The sequence below is a fragment of the Paenibacillus apii genome (assembly GCF_011043685.1).
GTDB classification, from domain to species: domain Bacteria; phylum Bacillota; class Bacilli; order Paenibacillales; family Paenibacillaceae; genus Paenibacillus_AQ; species Paenibacillus_AQ sabinae.
Map to the genome: position 1 here is coordinate 1 of NZ_JAAKGU010000022.1, position 17,123 is coordinate 17,123.

At 43.0% G+C, this 17,123-nt stretch carries 15 protein-coding genes; 11 read left to right on the forward strand and 4 right to left on the reverse strand.

The features are described from left to right. The 8 genes from alr to G5B47_RS24975 all read left to right on the forward strand — a co-directional run. On the forward strand, positions 1–1,092 hold a 1,092-nt coding region (gene alr / locus G5B47_RS24940; RefSeq protein WP_165104143.1), incomplete at its 5' end, for an alanine racemase. Next, complete coding sequence (locus tag G5B47_RS24945; protein WP_165104145.1) at positions 1,058–1,873, forward strand: D-alanyl-D-alanine carboxypeptidase family protein; 816 nt, start codon at positions 1,058–1,060, stop codon at positions 1,871–1,873. The genes alr and G5B47_RS24945, both read left to right, overlap by 35 nt. A gap of 22 nt (positions 1,874–1,895) precedes the next feature. Further along, positions 1,896–2,948 carry a D-alanine--D-serine ligase VanG gene (gene vanG, locus G5B47_RS24950; protein WP_165104147.1) on the forward strand — a complete coding sequence of 351 codons (1,053 nt, stop codon included), beginning with the start codon at positions 1,896–1,898 and terminating at the stop codon, positions 2,946–2,948. 54 nt (positions 2,949–3,002) lie between these two features. After that, entirely contained in the window at positions 3,003–4,046 is a 1,044-nt protein-coding gene (locus G5B47_RS24955) for an acyltransferase family protein (RefSeq protein WP_165104149.1), read from the forward strand. A gap of 60 nt (positions 4,047–4,106) precedes the next feature. Continuing rightward, positions 4,107–6,071, forward strand: a complete 1,965-nt coding sequence (locus G5B47_RS24960) for a peptidoglycan D,D-transpeptidase FtsI family protein (protein WP_328804653.1) — start codon at positions 4,107–4,109, stop codon at positions 6,069–6,071. A 159-nt stretch (positions 6,072–6,230) separates the two neighbouring features. Further along, entirely contained in the window at positions 6,231–6,929 is a 699-nt protein-coding gene (vanR, locus tag G5B47_RS24965) for a VanR-ABDEGLN family response regulator transcription factor (RefSeq protein ID WP_165104153.1), read from the forward strand. After that, positions 6,922–8,058 (forward strand): sensor histidine kinase, encoded by a 1,137-nt coding sequence (locus tag G5B47_RS24970; protein WP_206107539.1) that lies wholly within the window; start codon positions 6,922–6,924, stop codon positions 8,056–8,058. The genes vanR and G5B47_RS24970 overlap by 8 nt, the downstream gene beginning before the upstream one ends. Before the next feature lie 363 nt (positions 8,059–8,421). Then, positions 8,422–9,522 carry an MFS transporter gene (locus G5B47_RS24975; protein WP_165104155.1) on the forward strand — a complete coding sequence of 367 codons (1,101 nt, stop codon included), beginning with the start codon at positions 8,422–8,424 and terminating at the stop codon, positions 9,520–9,522. 598 nt (positions 9,523–10,120) lie between these two features. On the opposite strand, the gene G5B47_RS24980 is transcribed toward G5B47_RS24975, so the two are convergent. Both G5B47_RS24980 and xylB read right to left on the reverse strand, forming a co-directional pair. Continuing rightward, positions 10,121–10,417: a DinB family protein gene (locus G5B47_RS24980; protein ID WP_165104157.1), complete on the reverse strand. Its 297-nt coding sequence runs from the start codon at positions 10,415–10,417 to the stop codon at positions 10,121–10,123. Between the two features lie 190 nt (positions 10,418–10,607). Continuing rightward, positions 10,608–12,113: a xylulokinase gene (gene xylB / locus G5B47_RS24985; protein WP_165104159.1), complete on the reverse strand. Its 1,506-nt coding sequence runs from the start codon at positions 12,111–12,113 to the stop codon at positions 10,608–10,610. A gap of 76 nt (positions 12,114–12,189) precedes the next feature. Here xylB and G5B47_RS24990 point away from each other — a divergent pair, with 76 nt between their 5' ends. Next, positions 12,190–13,068: a helix-turn-helix transcriptional regulator gene (locus tag G5B47_RS24990; RefSeq protein WP_165104161.1), complete on the forward strand. Its 879-nt coding sequence runs from the start codon at positions 12,190–12,192 to the stop codon at positions 13,066–13,068. Between the two features lie 53 nt (positions 13,069–13,121). On the opposite strand, the gene G5B47_RS24995 is transcribed toward G5B47_RS24990, so the two are convergent. Both G5B47_RS24995 and G5B47_RS25000 read right to left on the reverse strand, forming a co-directional pair. Next, positions 13,122–13,577, reverse strand: coding sequence for an HIT family protein (locus G5B47_RS24995; protein ID WP_165104163.1), 456 nt, complete (start codon positions 13,575–13,577; stop codon positions 13,122–13,124). 1 nt (position 13,578) lies between these two features. Continuing rightward, entirely contained in the window at positions 13,579–14,613 is a 1,035-nt protein-coding gene (locus G5B47_RS25000) for a zinc-dependent alcohol dehydrogenase (RefSeq protein WP_165104165.1), read from the reverse strand. Positions 14,614–14,845: 232 nt separating this feature from the next. On the opposite strand from G5B47_RS25000, the gene G5B47_RS25005 reads away from it, so the two are divergent. Together G5B47_RS25005 and G5B47_RS25010 are read left to right on the forward strand one after the other, a co-directional pair. Continuing rightward, positions 14,846–15,388: a D-lyxose/D-mannose family sugar isomerase gene (locus G5B47_RS25005; RefSeq protein WP_328804651.1), complete on the forward strand. Its 543-nt coding sequence runs from the start codon at positions 14,846–14,848 to the stop codon at positions 15,386–15,388. A 29-nt stretch (positions 15,389–15,417) separates the two neighbouring features. Then, positions 15,418–16,737 (forward strand): MFS transporter, encoded by a 1,320-nt coding sequence (locus G5B47_RS25010; RefSeq protein WP_165104169.1) that lies wholly within the window; start codon positions 15,418–15,420, stop codon positions 16,735–16,737. The last annotated feature ends 386 nt before the right edge of the window (positions 16,738–17,123 follow it).

The window sequence follows — 17,123 nt, forward strand, 5'->3', positions numbered from 1 at the left end:
CGCCAATTTCTGCCTGGTTCTACCAAACTGATGGCAGTTGTTAAAGCAAATGCTTACGGCCACGGAGATATCGAAACGGCTAGAGAGGCCGTTCAGGCAGGGGCAGATTATTTAGGGGTTGCCTTTATTGAAGAAGCTATCCGACTAAGGGATGCTGGTTTGAAACAACCGATTCTTATTTTGACTCCGATTCGTCCCGAGCTCACATCTCTGGCTCTAGAGTATGATCTGATGCTTACCGTCACTCGAGCGTCGTGGTTTCAGGAGATGCGAGCACACAAGCCTGTCAATGCCCTGAATAAACTATATGTTCATGTGAAAATGGATACTGGACTAGGGCGCATCGGAATACGCACGTTGGAAGAGTGGCAAGAAATCGTTCCCTGGCTGGCAGCACCGGATATCGTAGTAGATGGGTTTTATACGCATTTCGCCACGGCAGGTGAAGCAGACAGCAGTTATCTTGAGCTTCAAATCCAACGTTTTCAGGAAATGAAAGAATGGAGCAGCATGTTGCCCATTCCCATCAACCATTATCACTGTGCAGGAAGCGTAGCAGCACTTCGATTCCCTGAATTGTCCATGGATATGGTTCGTATCGGAGCTGCCATCTATGGATTTTATCCTGAAATGCAAGTAACCAACATAAAATTAAAGCCGGCATTCAGTTTGCACAGTAGGTTAATGCAAACGAAAAGACTGAAAAAAGGGGAATATGTAGGCTATAACAATGCTTATCAAACAAAAACGGATCAATGGATAGGAACCGTGCCAATCGGCTACGCCGATGGCTGGTCGCAAAGAATGCAAAATACAGAAGTGCTAGTGGATGGATGCCGTGCAGAAATTGTAGGCAAAATCTCCATGGATCAATTGATGGTGAGACTTCCCAAGTATTTTCCAGAGGGCTCAAAGGTTACTTTGATTGGTTGCTCGGGAGAACAGAAAATCTTAACTCATAAATTGGCCAACCATATCGGCAGCGTATCGCAAGAAATAACGAGTTCCATCACGGACAGAGTGGCCAGGATTTACAGAAAGAGTGAGGGGAGTCAGCATGAAACCATCCGAAGTAGAACAAAAGCATTTTGAAATCCGTGCAAGTAATGAAGAAATATTCAAAGGGCATTTAGTATTAATAAACTACCAAAACCCTATCAGAAGGCCAGTACATGCAAATCAATTAGCGTCTTTGGACATCTTGCCTTCAATAAAGCAATTAAGCAAAGGGATGCTTTTGGAGAAGTATTGCCTTGATCGATTTCATTCTCTTCTTGAAGCTTGCGGGGGGATTGATAAAATTATCGCAGTCAGCGCATATCGAACGAAAGAAGATCAATCACAAATCTATAAAGATTCTTTAATTGAACGAGGCTCCGAATATACATCTAAATATGTAGCTTTGCCTGACCACAGTGAGCATCAGACGGGACTCGCGATCGACGTCGGCAGGTTGAAATCAAAAATCGATTTTATTTCGCCTTCCTTCCCAGATACGGGCATTTTCAGGTCCTTTAGGCGACATGCCGCACAATATGGATTTATCCTCCGATATAAGCAAGAAAAAGAATCGATTACCCGCATTTCTCATGAGCCGTGGCACTTTAGATATGTAGGGTACCCTCATTCCAGGATTATGGAGGAAAACAATCTTTGTTTGGAGGAGTACATCGATTTTGTTGAGCTATATCGGTATTCTGGGGAGCAGCTAACTATAAAAGAAGAGAACATGACAACCAACATATATTACGTGCCGGCGGATAAGGAGACATATACCAATATTCCGATCATAAAATGCGATTCTTATAGCGTATCCGGAACAAATCGTGAAGGATTCATTGTTACGGTTATCTCCAAAAATCCAGGAATATAAATATCTTCAGGAGGCTTATACGATGGACAAGAAGACAATTGCGGTATTGTTTGGCGGTTGTTCCGGTGAGTATGACGTATCTTTAAGCTCAGCCGCTGCAGTGATCGAAAATTTGAATACCGATAAGTATGATCTTGTATTAATTGGAATTACACAGGAGGGCTCTTGGCTTAGATATCGTGGAAATATTGAGGATATTCGTAATGACTGCTGGCATACTCATCCAAGCTGTACGCCATCCTTTTTCTCGCCGAGCAGAGAGGTAAAGGGACTCATTGAACTTGTTCGTACAGAATTTCGTGTGACGCCGATTGATGTCGTATTTCCGGTGCTTCATGGCAAATACGGAGAGGATGGAACCTTGCAAGGTTTATTGGAACTTTCGGGCATACCATTTGTGGGATGTGATATGTTGTCCTCTGCATTATGCATGGACAAGGAGCTGGCTCACAAGCTTGTGAAGGCCGAAGGCATCGATACTGCGCGTTCCCTTACGGTATATAAGAGAGAAAGAATGGAAGAGGTCCTGTCAGCAGCACAATCGCTGGGGTTCCCGCTCTTCGTTAAGCCGGCTAGGTCAGGTTCTTCACTCGGTATTACGAAGGTTCACAACATGAAGGAGTTAGCCTCAGGTATAGAACACGCCTTTACACACGACAACAAAGTTGTCATTGAACAAAACATCGACGGTTTCGAAGTGGGATGTGCCGTCCTGGGCAATTCTGATCCCATGATCGGTGTAGTTGACGAGATTGAACTAAACGGACATTTTTTTGATTATTCCGAAAAGTATTCCTTGAATAGTTCGAAGATTCACTTGCCAGCCCGTATTAATGAGGATACGGCCAGTAAGGTTAAAGAAACCGCACTGTCTATTTATAAAATACTTGGTTGCAGAGGATTTGCGCGGGTAGATATGTTCATGGCCACTGATGGAAGGATTGTTTTCAACGAGGTCAATACGATACCGGGTTTCACATCGAGCTCCCGTTATCCCAACATGCTTCAAGCTAGCGGCATGACTTATGCGTACATACTTGACAAGCTGTTAGAGCTCGCCGCTGCAGAGGACTAGAGTTATGGTGAACATGAACATCCGGGATAACAAAGGCTTTGACGGACAGTGGATATGATGACATCCAGAAACAACTACGGTGCAATCGATCATTTCAGAATCATTGCGGCAATTCTAGTTATTGCTATCCATACACGTCCATTAGCAACTTACACCGTATATGGTGATTTTCTTCTCACCGGCATACTCGCACGACTTGCAGTACCGTTCTTTTTTATGGCCTCGGGCTTCTTCCTCTTTCGGAAGTCGTCTGAATCAAGCGGACCGAGTTGGAAAATGGTGCATGGTTATGCGTACCGGATAGGATTGCTTTACCTTCTATCGATTTTGATTTATCTTCCAGTCAACCTGTACGCGGGGTATTTTAAAGAGTTCGGTTGGCTCGGTCTTGTGAAAGATGTTCTGTTCGACGGCACCTTATATCATTTGTGGTATTTCCCCGCACTGTTCCTAGGTATTTATTTGACGATTTATTTATATAAGAAGGTTCCGTTTCCGCTTCTGCTGGCAATCACCGGCTTGCTGTATATGATCGGCCTGTTCGGTGACAGCTATTTCGGAATAACCATAATGAGCCCTCGTCTACATGCCGTCTATTCGCAGATGTTCACGATATTTGATTATACGAGAAATGGTCTATTTTTCTCACCGATATTCCTTGCATTAGGCGCAAGTCTTGCGATTCGGCCAGGATCTCTTCACTCGGTGCGGGTAAGCGCGGTTTGCTTTGCGGTCTTCCTGGGCTTGATGCTTGCGGAGGGGATGGTGCTAGAACATCATGCATGGCCAAGACATGACAGCATGTATGTCTTTTTGGTTCCTGCCGCCTATTACCTGTTCCAATGGCTCATATCGCTGCTCGGAAAGAGCAATAGGGATTTGCGTCAGATCAGCACGTGGATGTATATTGTCCATCCGCTAATTATCGTGCTCGTACGCGGTGTCGGCAAGGTAACCGACTTAAGTTGGCTGCTTCTATCGAACAGCGTCTCGCATTTTGTTACCGTCACACTGTTGTCAGCCCTCGTTGCGATTGTTATTGCAAGAATTGGAGCCAAGCGAAACCGAAAGAGCAAGGAAGAATCTCCCGGTATTTGAAAGGATATGAATCGAAGGTTGAAAGGAATAAGACGAACTGGAATAAAAAACAAGGACACTATGAACTTGAGAGTAAATGTATTTTATTTTGGCATATTCCTCTTATTTTGTACCATCATTATACGTCTGGCCATTCTTCAATTCGTAGAAGGACCTGGCCTTAAGGATTTGGAAACTATCAGGCAGGTCAAAAATTACCCGCTTGAGCCGGTCAGGGGCAGCATTATCGATGCTTCGGGAACACGACTTGCTTATTCCACGTCAACGCAAGCTTTATATATTACGCTCCTCAAGGACTACAGTTCATCTGATATAGGAAAGAAGAATCGGATAGAGGCTGAAAAGCTAGCGACGGAAATCGTCAAAGTATTAAATCAATATGGTAGACCTACAGTAGACAAACTGACAATCGAAGACGTGATGAAATCGATGGATCTTGATTATAAAATGCAGCCTGGTTATGCACCGCGTCGAATAAAAGCAAATCTTACAGCTAGAGAAGTTGCTTATTTTATGGAGCATAAAAGTAAATACCCTGGCATTGAAGTCGTAGAAGAAAGTGGGCGGCAATACAACCCTGATAAAGTTGCAGTACAGACGATCGGCTATTTGAAGGAGTTTCAAGGAACGAAGGAAATCAAGAAATATAAAGAGTTGGATGCAAAGAACAAGACTCAGAAAGACCCGGGGCTTATGTATACGGAGCGGGAGAAGGTTGGAGTAGACGGATTGGAGATGATGTTTCAGGAAATGCTGCGTGGAAAGAACGGCTACATGAGGATTCCGGTTAATCCGCGAAACATGGTTGACGGCGTGCCGACGATGATATCCCCCGAGATAGGCTACAACGTTCGTACGACAATCCATAAGGATATTCAGGTAGCTGCGCAACAGGCCATTGTCGATCAATTACAATGGCTTCGTACCCATCCCGTTTCGGGAAAATTACATCCGAGCGCCCAGACGGGCTATGCAGTAGCCCTCGAAGTGGATACAGGCAACGTCGTAGCTATGGCCAGCATACCTGACTATGATCCTAATGTGTGGGAACATGGTTCCGATGATTGGAGTACCGTATTGAATCACTATAGGAACGGAACCATATCGCCTTATTCCTCCGGTCGATCCGGTAACAAATTAGAATCATTGGTGTTGCTGGGATCTACGATCAAGCCGTTAACGGTATTAATTGGGCTCAATGAGAAATTGTTTGGTCCTAACGATTATTACAACGACCAGGGGGCTGCTTTTTTTGGAAAGGATAATTCCAAAGTTCGGAACGCCCGGGGGAGAGCGTTTGGAGCGTTAAATGCCAGAAAAGCAATTGAGCATTCCTCTAACGCTTTTATGGTCGATTGGATCGGGGAAAAGCTCTATACCAAGTATGGATCCCAATCCATTGAAGTTTGGGACAAATATATGAAGGATTTCGGTTTAGGCGTTTTGACTCAATCCGGGTTGCCCTATGAGCACGTTGGAACCATCGAATATAAAAATATTGAACAGGCGGGAAGTTATTTGGCAGCTATGGCGTATGCATCATTCGGTCAGTCGGGGAAATATACAACCCTTCAATTGGCGCAATATGCAAGTACCCTAGCGAATCGAGGTGAGCGCATCAAGCCGCAGCTTGTCAGCAAGATTGAAGATCAAAATGGCCAAGTCATTAAGGAATACAAGCGCGAGGTATTAAATACAGTAGTATTTTCCGAGCAATATTGGGAGGAAGTGATAGCCGGTATGAACACGCAGGGACTTCGGGCGTTTGATGATTTCAAATTTGATTTTGCACGAAAAACAGGTACATCGGAGCAAGATATCTACGTGGACGGTCAAAGAAAAAGGCTAGAGAATGGTGTTTTCATTGCTTTCGCCCCCCGTGAAAAACCGAAACTTGCCGTCGCTGTCGTCATACCTGAAGGCGGTTATGGTTCCCAAAGCGCTGCGCCAGTGGCCCGAAAGATCTTCGACGCCTATGATGAAGTTTACGGACTGGATGGTTCACCCAAACTCCTAAAGGAATAGCTCATTTTCGTTTGCTTGAGGGAAATTTTTCATGCGGGAATTCACGAGATAGATAGGATCGTGCATCGGCGAATCCCTTAGCATATAATAAACAAGAAAGGGGTAACCAAAAGTGAATATCCGTTTTCAAATACAAGATGGAAGAATGTGAAATAGCAAGTGGATGTAAACATTTTAATCGTAGAAGATGAAAAAGACATCGCAGATTTATTGGAAGTCTATTTGAAAAATGACGGTTATGTTGTTTATAAATTTCATAGTGGGACAGAAGCATTGAAGAAAATTGAACAGCTGGAATTCGATTTGGCCATTCTTGATGTTATGCTGCCTGATATTGACGGATTCAAGCTATGCAGCAAAATTCGCGAACAATTTTTTTATCCGATCATTATGCTAACAGCTAAGGTAGAAGATACGGATAAAATAACAGGACTTACAATCGGTGCAGACGATTATATTACAAAGCCGTTCAACCCTATGGAAGTGATGGCGAGAGTAAAAACTCAATTACGCAGGTATAAAAGATATAACGAGAAAAGCCAGGCTTCAGTAAAAGAACGTGCAGAGTATGATATTCGAGGGCTTGTGATCAATAAAGAAACCCATACTTGTACCCTATACGGTGAAGAATTGACATTAACACCAATGGAGTTCTCGATTTTGTGGCATTTATGCGAGTACCAAGGAAAAGTTGTATCGTCTGAACAACTTTTCGAAGAAATTTGGGGCGAAAAGTTTTTAGACAACAATAATACGGTGATGGCACATATTGCAAGACTGCGTGAGAAGCTAAAAGAGCCTGTACGAAAGCCAAGATTCATCAAAACGGTATGGGGAGTCGGGTACAAAATTGAATGAAAAACAGATAAAAAAACGTATAACGAAGCGAATGCTTCTGCGATTTCTAATATTGTTATCCATCAGTTTCGGATTAATTTTTGCTGCCGCGCTTACCATGCTTTGGCTTAATTCCATCGCATTTTTGCAAGGATACAACGTATTGTTCTATACAATAAAATGGATAAAAAACCGCAGTGATCATTTGTTTCTCCTTGCATTTGCTGCAAGCCCCATTCTCATCGTATGCATTGCATTTGCTGCAAGCCCCATTCTCATCGTATGCATTCAATGGAAGCAGCTTATTTCTTATTTATCTTCGCTTGCCGCTAGGTTAGAATCGATTGACAATCCGGATACAGAAAAAATCGTCTTACCCTCTGTTTTAAAAGAGGCAGAAGATCAAATCAATCAAATAAAATCAAGCATTAAAGAAAAAGATAACATTGCGCGGCAAGCTGAACAACGAAAAAATGATTTAGTGGTGTATCTAGCGCATGATTTAAAGACGCCTATTTCCTCCATCATTGGCTACTTAACTCTGTTACGCGATGAAAAACAAATCTCTCATGAAATGCATGATCGCTATATCCAGGTAACATTGAAAAATGCTGAACGTTTAGATGAATTAATCAACGAATTTTTTGAGATTACGCGATTCAATTTGGCGCATGTTTCGCTAAATTATAGCACCGTTAACTTAAACCGAATGCTCGAACAAATGCTTTTTGAGTTTCATCCTCTGCTTTCAGGCAAAAATCTCACGTATCGTTTAGATTTACCAAGCGAAATTGAATTGACGTGTGACGTAGATAAAATGCAACGCGTATTTGATAACTTATTACGCAATGCTGTTTACTATAGCTTTGATCATAGTGAAATTCAAATTCATGCTAATTTATCGGATTCCACGGTGAAGCTTTATTTTATGAATAGCGGGTATACCATTCCGCCTGAAAAACTTGGGCGCATTTTCGAACAATTTTATCGATTAGATTCCTCACGATCAACACAGTATGGAGGTGCCGGACTCGGCCTGGCGATTGCAAAACAAGTTGTTGAATTGCATCATGGCCGCATTTCAGCATCAAGCTCTGACAATCAAATATGCTTTTCCATAGAGCTGCCCCGTTCGCAAGAAAATCGTTAGATCCAAGATTACATAATTTTAGTCACTTGAAAACAAGCGATCTCGAGAAGAAGGGTAAACCTTTATTCTCGATGGATCGCTTGTTTTGTTGCGCTTGTATAGTAATAGCGGCTCTAACTATCGCTTGACCTGGGGTTACGCGGTTGAATCTGGTAGAAGACCCGCTCAGGCGGAGGGGATTCCAGCTGATAAATATAGAAAGAAAAGCTTCGATTCCTAATGAATCCATGGCGTAACACGCTCCAAAATATCAATTTTATGAATATTAAATCACGATATATTGTATTTTACAATGATTCATGAAGGCTCTAATATTCAATTTAAGAATGAATTTTAGCCTAAATGAAGGAAGTGTCCTTTTTCATGAGATTGCTCATTATTTTTCTTTCCGTGACCAACGCTTTTATCATCATCTACGGTCCACAGCCCGTTCTTCCATTATTCATGCAGGAATTTGGCATATCGATTTCAACTGCCAGCTTGTCGATTTCGTTAACGATACTCGGTATTGTGTTTTCATCGCTGTTTTTGGCTGTATTTTCGGATAAATGGGAACGTAAAAAAGTGATATTAGTCTCAAACCTTCTGCTGATCATCCCCAGTCTGGCCTTATTTTTTACCCATTCGTTCAGTTGGCTGCTTGTGTTTCGATTTGTTCAGGGAACCTTGATAACCGGAGTAACGACAATCCTGATGACCTATGCGGCTGAAGAATTTCCCATTAAGAAAAAAGGGATGGTGCTGGCCACCTATGTTAGCGCCACATTGGCGGGAGGACTTCTGGGGCGGATATTGTGCGGATTTATTACGGAGCACTTCAATTGGGAGTGGTTTTTTCTTATAACAACGGTTATAACAACTCTCGTCAGTCTCTTAATTTATTTCTTTCTATCGGAATCGACTGGGCAGGTAAAAAGCGGTAAACAAAACTTCACGGATCACTTCAAAAATCTGCCTTTGCTTTCGATTTTCTTCATTGGATTTTCTCATTTTTTCGCTTTTGTCGGGTTCTTCAATTACTTGCCTTTCTACGCCAGCGGGCCGCCATTTAATTATTCCGTCACTCAAACCTCGCTTCTCTATCTAACGTATATTTGGGGCATTGTATCTTCGCTGATTACGGGGATGGTCTCTAACCGGGTTGGCCGAAGAGCAATGATTGCCGCCGGACACCTTGTAGGAGCAACAGGGATATTGGTTACGTTGATTCCTTCTCCTTATACTCTTATACTAGGCGCTTCGATACTGACTTTAGGGCAATTTTGTTCGCAATCGTCAGCCACCGCCTATATAACGGATGTTGTCACTCACTCCAAGGGTGCGGCCACTTCTTTGTACCAGTGTTTCTTTTATTTGGGGGGGGAGCCTCGGGGCATGGATTCCCGGAATCCTGTGGAAACATTTTCATTGGTCCGGTATCGTGGTTACGACGGTAGGTTTTATTTTATTGGCGTTAAGCAGTAATTATTTTCTCGGGGGAAGAAGAAATGTTGCTCAATCTAATCGAGTAGCTGTATAATCCAAGTCCCGCGGCCTGTACCCAACCTGCGGCACCGCCTAACTGATTAACTATCGAGGGCTGCAGACCTACGCTAACTGCGGGTACAGCCGGTGCGGGTAAGAGGATATAACACTCGTTGTTCATCGGAGAATATGATTTTTCAAATTGATTGAGAAACGTTTCATTTATCATATGAGATAATTTTTCATGATAACTGAAAAAAAACAGTTCGATACAATAAAATGAATATTTATTATACAAGGTAGGGGTTTTTTTGATCCCTGTCTTTTTTATATCAATTGTCCTTATGTAATTCGGGATCTAGGAGAGGAAGATAATGCAAGCACTTCTATTAAGGCTCAGTGTCCGAGCAGCAAACCCCTTGTCGGATGAGACCGCACAACTTGGCCCAACAACGATAGAGCTGATGGGTTTTCAGCTGTTGAAGTAGTGGCCCTGTTCGAGATCCGAAGGCTGCCGCGAGACTTATCGGCAGCCTTTTCTCACCTAACGGACAGAATAGCGGAGTCCTTAAATCCTTTTTTTATTGACGCTTGTCAATTAAACCTTGTCCTTGTACAACTGGAAGGACGGTTCGAACCATTTTCGCAGTAAAACAAGCTGTCCGGCATGGAAGGCAAGATGCTGAGCACAATAATGCAGCACAAACGGGATGGTCAAGCCGTCTTCTGTAAACAGCCGGTCCAGATCCGATTCGGTGAACCGGCTAAGCACGTCGATGCTTTGTGTGTGCACGATACTCCATGCATGGAGGAGCTCCGCTACATCCTTCCCGTGTGTAGCGGACATTTCCAGGTCCCGGTCAAGGGGATGCCCCCCAGTTTGTTTCCAATCCACTGATGCTCCATTTCCAGCCTTCCTGGTTTTGGATCAGCGATTTGATATGAGTCATGGGAATCCTCCTAAAATATGGTATGAATCTACATTTAAAGAGCATGCAAATGAAAAAATATAATCAGCGGAAACTTGGATTTAGCCTGCTACAACCCCGAGGCTAAACCTTGATCCCGATTGATCGCTTGTTTTGTTATGATTGATGATGACTACAACCTAGTTCTTTTTCCAAGTTATACATTTGACTAAAAGCATCCTTCAAGGATCTATACAGTAAAGTATATTGCTGAAACCGTTTTTGATAAGCCTTATGTCTTGTCTCATCAGGCTCAAATATATGATTCATGCCTACAGGAGCATGTTTAAAGGCAGCAAGCCCCTCAGTAGCTCTTAAAGCAAGCAGCGCAACACCCAAAGCTGGTCCTCCCGATGATACCCAATGCTCTACCGGGAGCCCGAAGATGTCTGCAATCATTTGAAGCCAAAGAGGGCTTTGCGCTCCTCCGCCAATGGCACGTATGTTGTTGACGGGGATTTGCAACTGCTGTGCAATAACGATAGATTCATATAAAGAGAAGCTTACGCCTTCAAGAACAGCTCGGGTCATGTCGCCTCTCGTATGTTGGTGACTTAAACCCAGGAATGTACCTCTCGCATAAGGGTCATTGTGAGGTGTGCGTTCACCGGATAGGTAAGGGAGGAAGTACAGACCTTTTGAACCGTTTGGTATCTGCTCAGCCTCGGCTAAAAGTAAATCATAACGGCCATCTTGGATTTCTTCTACCCACCATTTGAGGGAAGCGCCTGCTGACAAAGTAACACCCATTACATGCCATTGTCCGTTGGCATCACAAAATGAATGCAGCCGTGCGAATTCATCCGGAAGATAAGTGCTTTGTGGAGCAAACACAACACCGGATGTCCCAAGAGAAACCATCACAGTGCCTTCTTCGGCAATTTGGATTCCAACTGCTCCTGCCGCATTATCCCCAGCCCCCGCCACAACAGGAATGCCAACGGGAAGTGCCGTCACTCTTTCCGCTGCTTCATTTACTTTTCCAGCTGTTTCGTAAGATTCATAGACTTTTGGCAACATGTCTGGATGTAACTCAAGGATCTTTAGCATGGGTTCAGACCATTTTCGATTTCGCACATCAAAATATAGCGTTCCTGACGCATCGGAAACATCTGTGACTAATTCCCCAACAAGTTTGTAATTAATGTAATCCTTGGGAAGACAGATGGTCTTCACTTTTGCAAAAATGTCGGGACGGTGTTTTTTTAACCATAATATCTTAGGAGCTGTAAAACCTGGAGAAGCAATATTTCCGGTAAGTTGGATTAAGGTCTCTTTACCTACCACATTATTTAAATAGTCTGTCTCCTCATGGGAACGCTGGTCGTTCCACAAAATAGCTGGGAGAAGGGGAGTTCCGTTCTCATCCAACGCTACCAGGCCATGCATCTGACCGCTCACTCCTACACCTTTTAATTGGGAAGGGTCAAACGTTTGGAACAGTTCCTGAAGTCCATCTTTTACAGCTGTCCACCAATCCTCCGGGTCCTGCTCACTCCAGCCTGGATGAGTGTGATAAATAGGATATGCTCTGATTGTCTCTGCCACAATTTTACCGAACTTATCGACGATTACCATTTTTGCTCCTGATGTTCCTATATCTATCCCAAGTGTGTACGACATATAGTGTCCTCCTTTATTTGTTAAAATGAATGTGCTAGAATACGTTGAAAGTTCTTTAAGAAGGAGTAAGAAGTGTATGAAATTAAGAGATAGCCAGCTTCAGGTATTATGGACAGCCCGTGTGGACTATTCCAGAAACAGCGGTATAAAAGAGCACTCTCATGATTTCTACCAGCTTCTTCATATCATTGACGGAAAAGGGTCCGTTTCACAGGAAGGGCGGTTATATCCCGTGCTTTCAAATCATTGTTATCTTTTTAAAAAAGGAGTTTCTCACAGCTTCCACTTCACAGAAGAAACCATCACATTTGACATTAAGTTCTCCTTGGCTGAAGAATTTGCAAAGTACATTGCGAATTATGAATGGTCTGGAGGATTAGCATTTAATAATATTGCACAGTTTAAGGAATTATTTCGACTTTCAAGCATCAATCTGAAAGAAACCCATGATCTGCTGCCTTTTCGGATTGATGTGGGATATAAAGGAATTTTATTAGAAATTGTTCAGGACAGGAATTCACAGAATTCTAATTCCCAGATTACAACACCGGTTACGGAAACAGACGAAGGGTATCCAATGGTCCAATATTTAAAGCAGAATCTGTCCTGCAAAATCAACCTGGAAGAAATGGCCGAATGTTTCAACTTTAATTCTCATTATCTTATTGAACTGTTTAAAAAGAACTTGGGTACTACACCGATGCAATATCTGCAAGCCCTTCGGCTTGAAAAGGCGAAGGAATATCTTGAATTTACATCCTATTCTGTTTCGGAAATTGCTGAACTAATCGGATTAACTCCCCAGTATTTCTCTAGACTATGTATGGAGCGGCTTGGAATGTCCCCAAGTAAGATCCGTGAACAAATGCGGACCGTAGTAGGGAAAGATATTATACTGGAAGAAGATTTCAGTATTGATGAACAGCCGACTCTCACCAATATAGAAGGCAGCTGAATTTTGTTGGACAAAAACCCCTGTAAATATGTTACAGGGGTTTGGTTTGATTTCTACCTGAGCAACTTTGCTTGGATGAGCTTTATGGTCTCTTGATACCCTAATGGATCTAACATTTTTTTGGAAGGAGGAGCATTTAGGAAAGCTTCTCCCCATTCCGCAGATTCTTTATATTTTGGAACGAGATGAACATGCAAATGGGAGACCAGATCGCCGTAAATGCCATAATTCATCTTATCCGGTTGAAAAGCTTCATGAAGGGTTCTGGCCGCCTGGGAGACATCCTCCATAAATAGCTGCAGATCGGTTGGATCCAAATGGAAAAGTTCCCTGACATGCCGGTTATACGCGACAATGCATCGACCTTGATGTGTTTGGTCTTTGTTTAGATAGAGGGTGGATACTCTTAACTTGGCCGCCTTGATCATTAAACGTTCCAGTTTATGATTTTTGCTGCAATAAAAGCATTCCGGATCATCTATGCTACCATTGTCAGCTTTATTTGGCATATTAAGAATTTACCTCACAATCTATCATAACGTGAATAATATCCCCACTGCGTTGGTTGCGAAGCTTAAACGCTTCTTCAATTTTTTCCAGAGGGAAGATGTGGGTAATCGTCTCTTTTGTATTCACTAATCCGTCCATAACCAGACGCAGCCCTTCTTCGAAAAATCTACGATTATCAATGTCGCGCTTCGGTTCAGTAGATAAAATGTCTAGACGTTTTTTATGAACTTTAAAGAAATCGATTGGCTTATGACTCGTTCCAATGCAGCCATACATAACAATCCGGCCGTTCTGTGCAGCTGCATCGATGGCGTCTACCATACCGGAGCCCTCAAGAAGACACGGGATGACCACATCAAAACCGTCAGGAAAGTCTTTACCAACGACGTCCATCGTTTTGGTATCGGATGATGGCAGCTTATAAGTATGCGTTGCTCCATATTTTTTGGCAAGCGCTAATTTTTCATCGAACAGATCAGTAACTACAAGATTCTTTGGGCTAAAAAGGTTAATAACCTGTGTCATAGCAAGTCCGCTAACACCTTGGCCCATAATCAGAATATTTTTAGCAGGGGAAATTTCAGCTCTTTCCGCCGTATGAAGCAGAGGAGGAAGTACCTCAATAAGGGAACCTTCAATTAACGGAAAATCTTTGGGCAGAACCTTTACCGCAAAAGGAATGCAGCATACATATTCTGCAAAGGCTCCCCATACATAACGTAAAGCAACATGATCACCTTCTTTTAATCCAATAACATTTTTTCCAACTTTGTCGATAACACCGGCTACTTCATGACCTAAACGGGTCGGATAGGAAAGAAACTCAGGTTCACGCGCTCCCCGGTACACTTCAAGATCGCTCCCGCAGATGCCAACCCACTTCACTTTAATTCTAACTTCTCCCTCATTCGGCTCCGGAATATGAGCTCTTCTGATGGAGACGGACCCTATATCTTCCATCACTGCACACATTTGAGTGCCAGGGCCGTCTCCTTCAACTAATTCCATAGGGGGGACTGTCATCTTTCGTACCATCTATAAAACCTCCAATATCGAAATCACATCGGTTTGATGCGTTACACAAAGTGTATGGTAAACGCTTTCAGGTATCAATATCGAAAATTCATGTAAACTTAATCAAAATTCATAGGTTGACAATTATCTGTAGAATCTGACTTTTGGTTAAATATCTATGGGTTTTCGATATGGCTTTGTCCGTCATGGGGGGATACAATGGTCACAACAAAATGAAAGGGGTTGCAAAAAAGTGACCAGTAAACAAGAATATAAAAATGTAAAGAATGTATCGCTTCGCTATCTAAAGGAGGCGGGTATCAAGCTTTCTTCTCAAGAAGCGGAAGCTTTGGAAATCGCTGATTTTGGCTTAGGCCGCATCCGCGAACTTGGGTTGCAGTTAGTAACCTATGTGAATACATCCAGATATTGTGCGAAAGAACTTGTATTATTGCCGCGTCAGACCTGTCCTGAGCATTATCACCCACATGTAAATGGAAATCCGGGAAAAGAGGAAACGTTCCGCTGCCGCAAAGGAATAGTCTATTTATATGTGCCGGGTACTGCAACTGAATATCCCCAAGCTGTCATCCCCGAAGGATATGGAGAGCATTTAAGAGTTTGGAAGGAAATCGTGTTGAAGCCCGGTGAGCAATATACGATTCTTCCAGAGACGCCGCACTGGTTCCAAGCTGGAGATGAGGGGGCGGTTGTATCGGAATTTTCATCAACGAGTACAGACGAGAATGATATTTTTACAGATCCAAAAATTATCAGAACTCCAATTCTCCAATAAGCCCAAAAAAATGAGAGGGTGAGAAGAAAATGAGTATTTCATCTGTCGAAAAATCCGCGACGAAAAAAATAACATTACACATTGTCCCATATTTGTTTATTGCTTATTTGGTTTCTTTTCTGGACCGTGTAAGCATCACGTATTCTTCCTTAGGCGGTATGGATAAGGCATTAGGGATAACAAGCAGCGCTTTTGGTCTGATCTCGGGAATCTTCTTTATTGGGTACTTTGCTTGCACAGTACCCAGTAATATCATGTTGAATCGCTATGGAGCCAGAAAGTGGATTGCCCGCATCCTTGTTGCCTGGGGGATTGTAACCGTTATCACGGCATGGTCCAACAGCGTCAGCCATCTTTATATTCTTCGTTTTCTTCTAGGTGTAGCGGAAGCCGGCTTTTTTCCGGGAGTAATTCTTTATATCACCTTCTGGTTCCGTTCGAAAGAACGGGCCAAAGTCGTAGCTTTGTTTATGACTGCGCCACCTCTTGCGAACGCTTTAGGCGCCCCTCTTTCCATATGGGTTGTGCAAAATATTCATTGGGCAGGAATGCCGGGGTGGCGCTGGCTCTTTATTTTTGCGGGAATTCCTGCTGTGGTTCTAGGAATTATTACTTTTTTCTATCTAAGCGATAAACCGGATCAAGCCAAATGGCTGAGCAGCGAAGAGAAAGAATGGTTAAGCAATGAACTCAAGAATGAAAGTATAAATAAAAGAGAAACGAAAGCGCTGTCATTCAAGGAAGTATCTAAAGATAAAAAAGTGTGGAAGTTTGCCTTTACAAACCTGACCTATGTCATTGGACTTTACGGAATAAGCTTCTGGATGCCACGGATTATAAAATCCTTATCTGATGTTCTAACTGATACGCAAGTTGGTTACATCACTATGGCTCCTTATATTTGCGGGGCGATCGCCATGGTCTTGATGGGAGTGCATTCCGACCGTACGAGAGAACGTAAATATCACGCTGCTTTTGCACCATTATTGGGAGCCATCGGCCTAATCGGAGCGCTGATCGCTCCGAGTCCCCTTGTCGCAGTCCTTATGATTTGTGTGACCACTGCGGGGTTATATAGCTTTTCCGGCCCATATTGGGCATTTACTTCAGCCACACTAACAGCGGAAGCCGCTGTTGTAGGTATTGGGATTATCAACTCGTTAGGAAATTTCGGAGGATTTATTGGACCCTACGTCATCGGTATTTTAAATGATGTAACAGGCACAGTTTCATTCGGTATTGCCTTCCTGGCACTGATGCTGATTCTTACTTGTATTCAGGTATTGGCAGTAAAGAGCGGGAAGAATCGTACGATCGTGGAGAACCAGGAGCCGAGGAATGCAGTTTGAGAAAAGCTGCCCTCTTTGAAATAACAGGCTTATTAAAGTTAATAAGGAATCGGTGATATACGATATTTAAGTCTTAGACGGAATTAGCCGATGAAGATCGGCCAGCTTGTTAACTGCTTCGTTTCAGCAGGACTTCGGAAGAACATAATAAAGAGTCTTTGGATTTGCCGTCCATTCTGTTATTGGAGAATGAGTATAGGGTGGAGTGGCAAATGCAATTTGTCCAGTCCCTGAAGGGGATGAGCTGGAGCGGCTGCAAGCCGTCGAAAAGTATATGGATGAGATGGACTATGAACAAATGAAATTCTATTGATTTTTCAACATTGACAAACAGACCTGATGCGGAAACTCTCGATCGGGTCTGTTTATCTTGTTAAAGAAGCTGC

Excerpts from the sequence above, each read along its gene's own strand:
- G5B47_RS24945 (WP_165104145.1), top strand. The coding sequence starts at position 1,058 with ATGAAACCATCCGAAGTAGAACAAAAGCATTTTGAAATCCGTGCAAGT.
- vanG (WP_165104147.1), top strand. The coding sequence starts at position 1,896 with ATGGACAAGAAGACAATTGCGGTATTGTTTGGCGGTTGTTCCGGTGAG.
- G5B47_RS24955 (WP_165104149.1), top strand. The coding sequence starts at position 3,003 with ATGATGACATCCAGAAACAACTACGGTGCAATCGATCATTTCAGAATC.
- G5B47_RS24960 (WP_328804653.1), top strand. The coding sequence starts at position 4,107 with ATGAACTTGAGAGTAAATGTATTTTATTTTGGCATATTCCTCTTATTT.
- G5B47_RS24975 (WP_165104155.1), top strand. The coding sequence starts at position 8,422 with ATGAGATTGCTCATTATTTTTCTTTCCGTGACCAACGCTTTTATCATC.
- xylB (WP_165104159.1), bottom strand. The coding sequence starts at position 12,113 with ATGTCGTACACACTTGGGATAGATATAGGAACATCAGGAGCAAAAATG.
- G5B47_RS24990 (WP_165104161.1), top strand. The coding sequence starts at position 12,190 with ATGAAATTAAGAGATAGCCAGCTTCAGGTATTATGGACAGCCCGTGTG.
- G5B47_RS24995 (WP_165104163.1), bottom strand. The coding sequence starts at position 13,577 with ATGCCAAATAAAGCTGACAATGGTAGCATAGATGATCCGGAATGCTTT.
- G5B47_RS25000 (WP_165104165.1), bottom strand. The coding sequence starts at position 14,613 with ATGGTACGAAAGATGACAGTCCCCCCTATGGAATTAGTTGAAGGAGAC.
- G5B47_RS25010 (WP_165104169.1), top strand. The coding sequence starts at position 15,418 with ATGAGTATTTCATCTGTCGAAAAATCCGCGACGAAAAAAATAACATTA.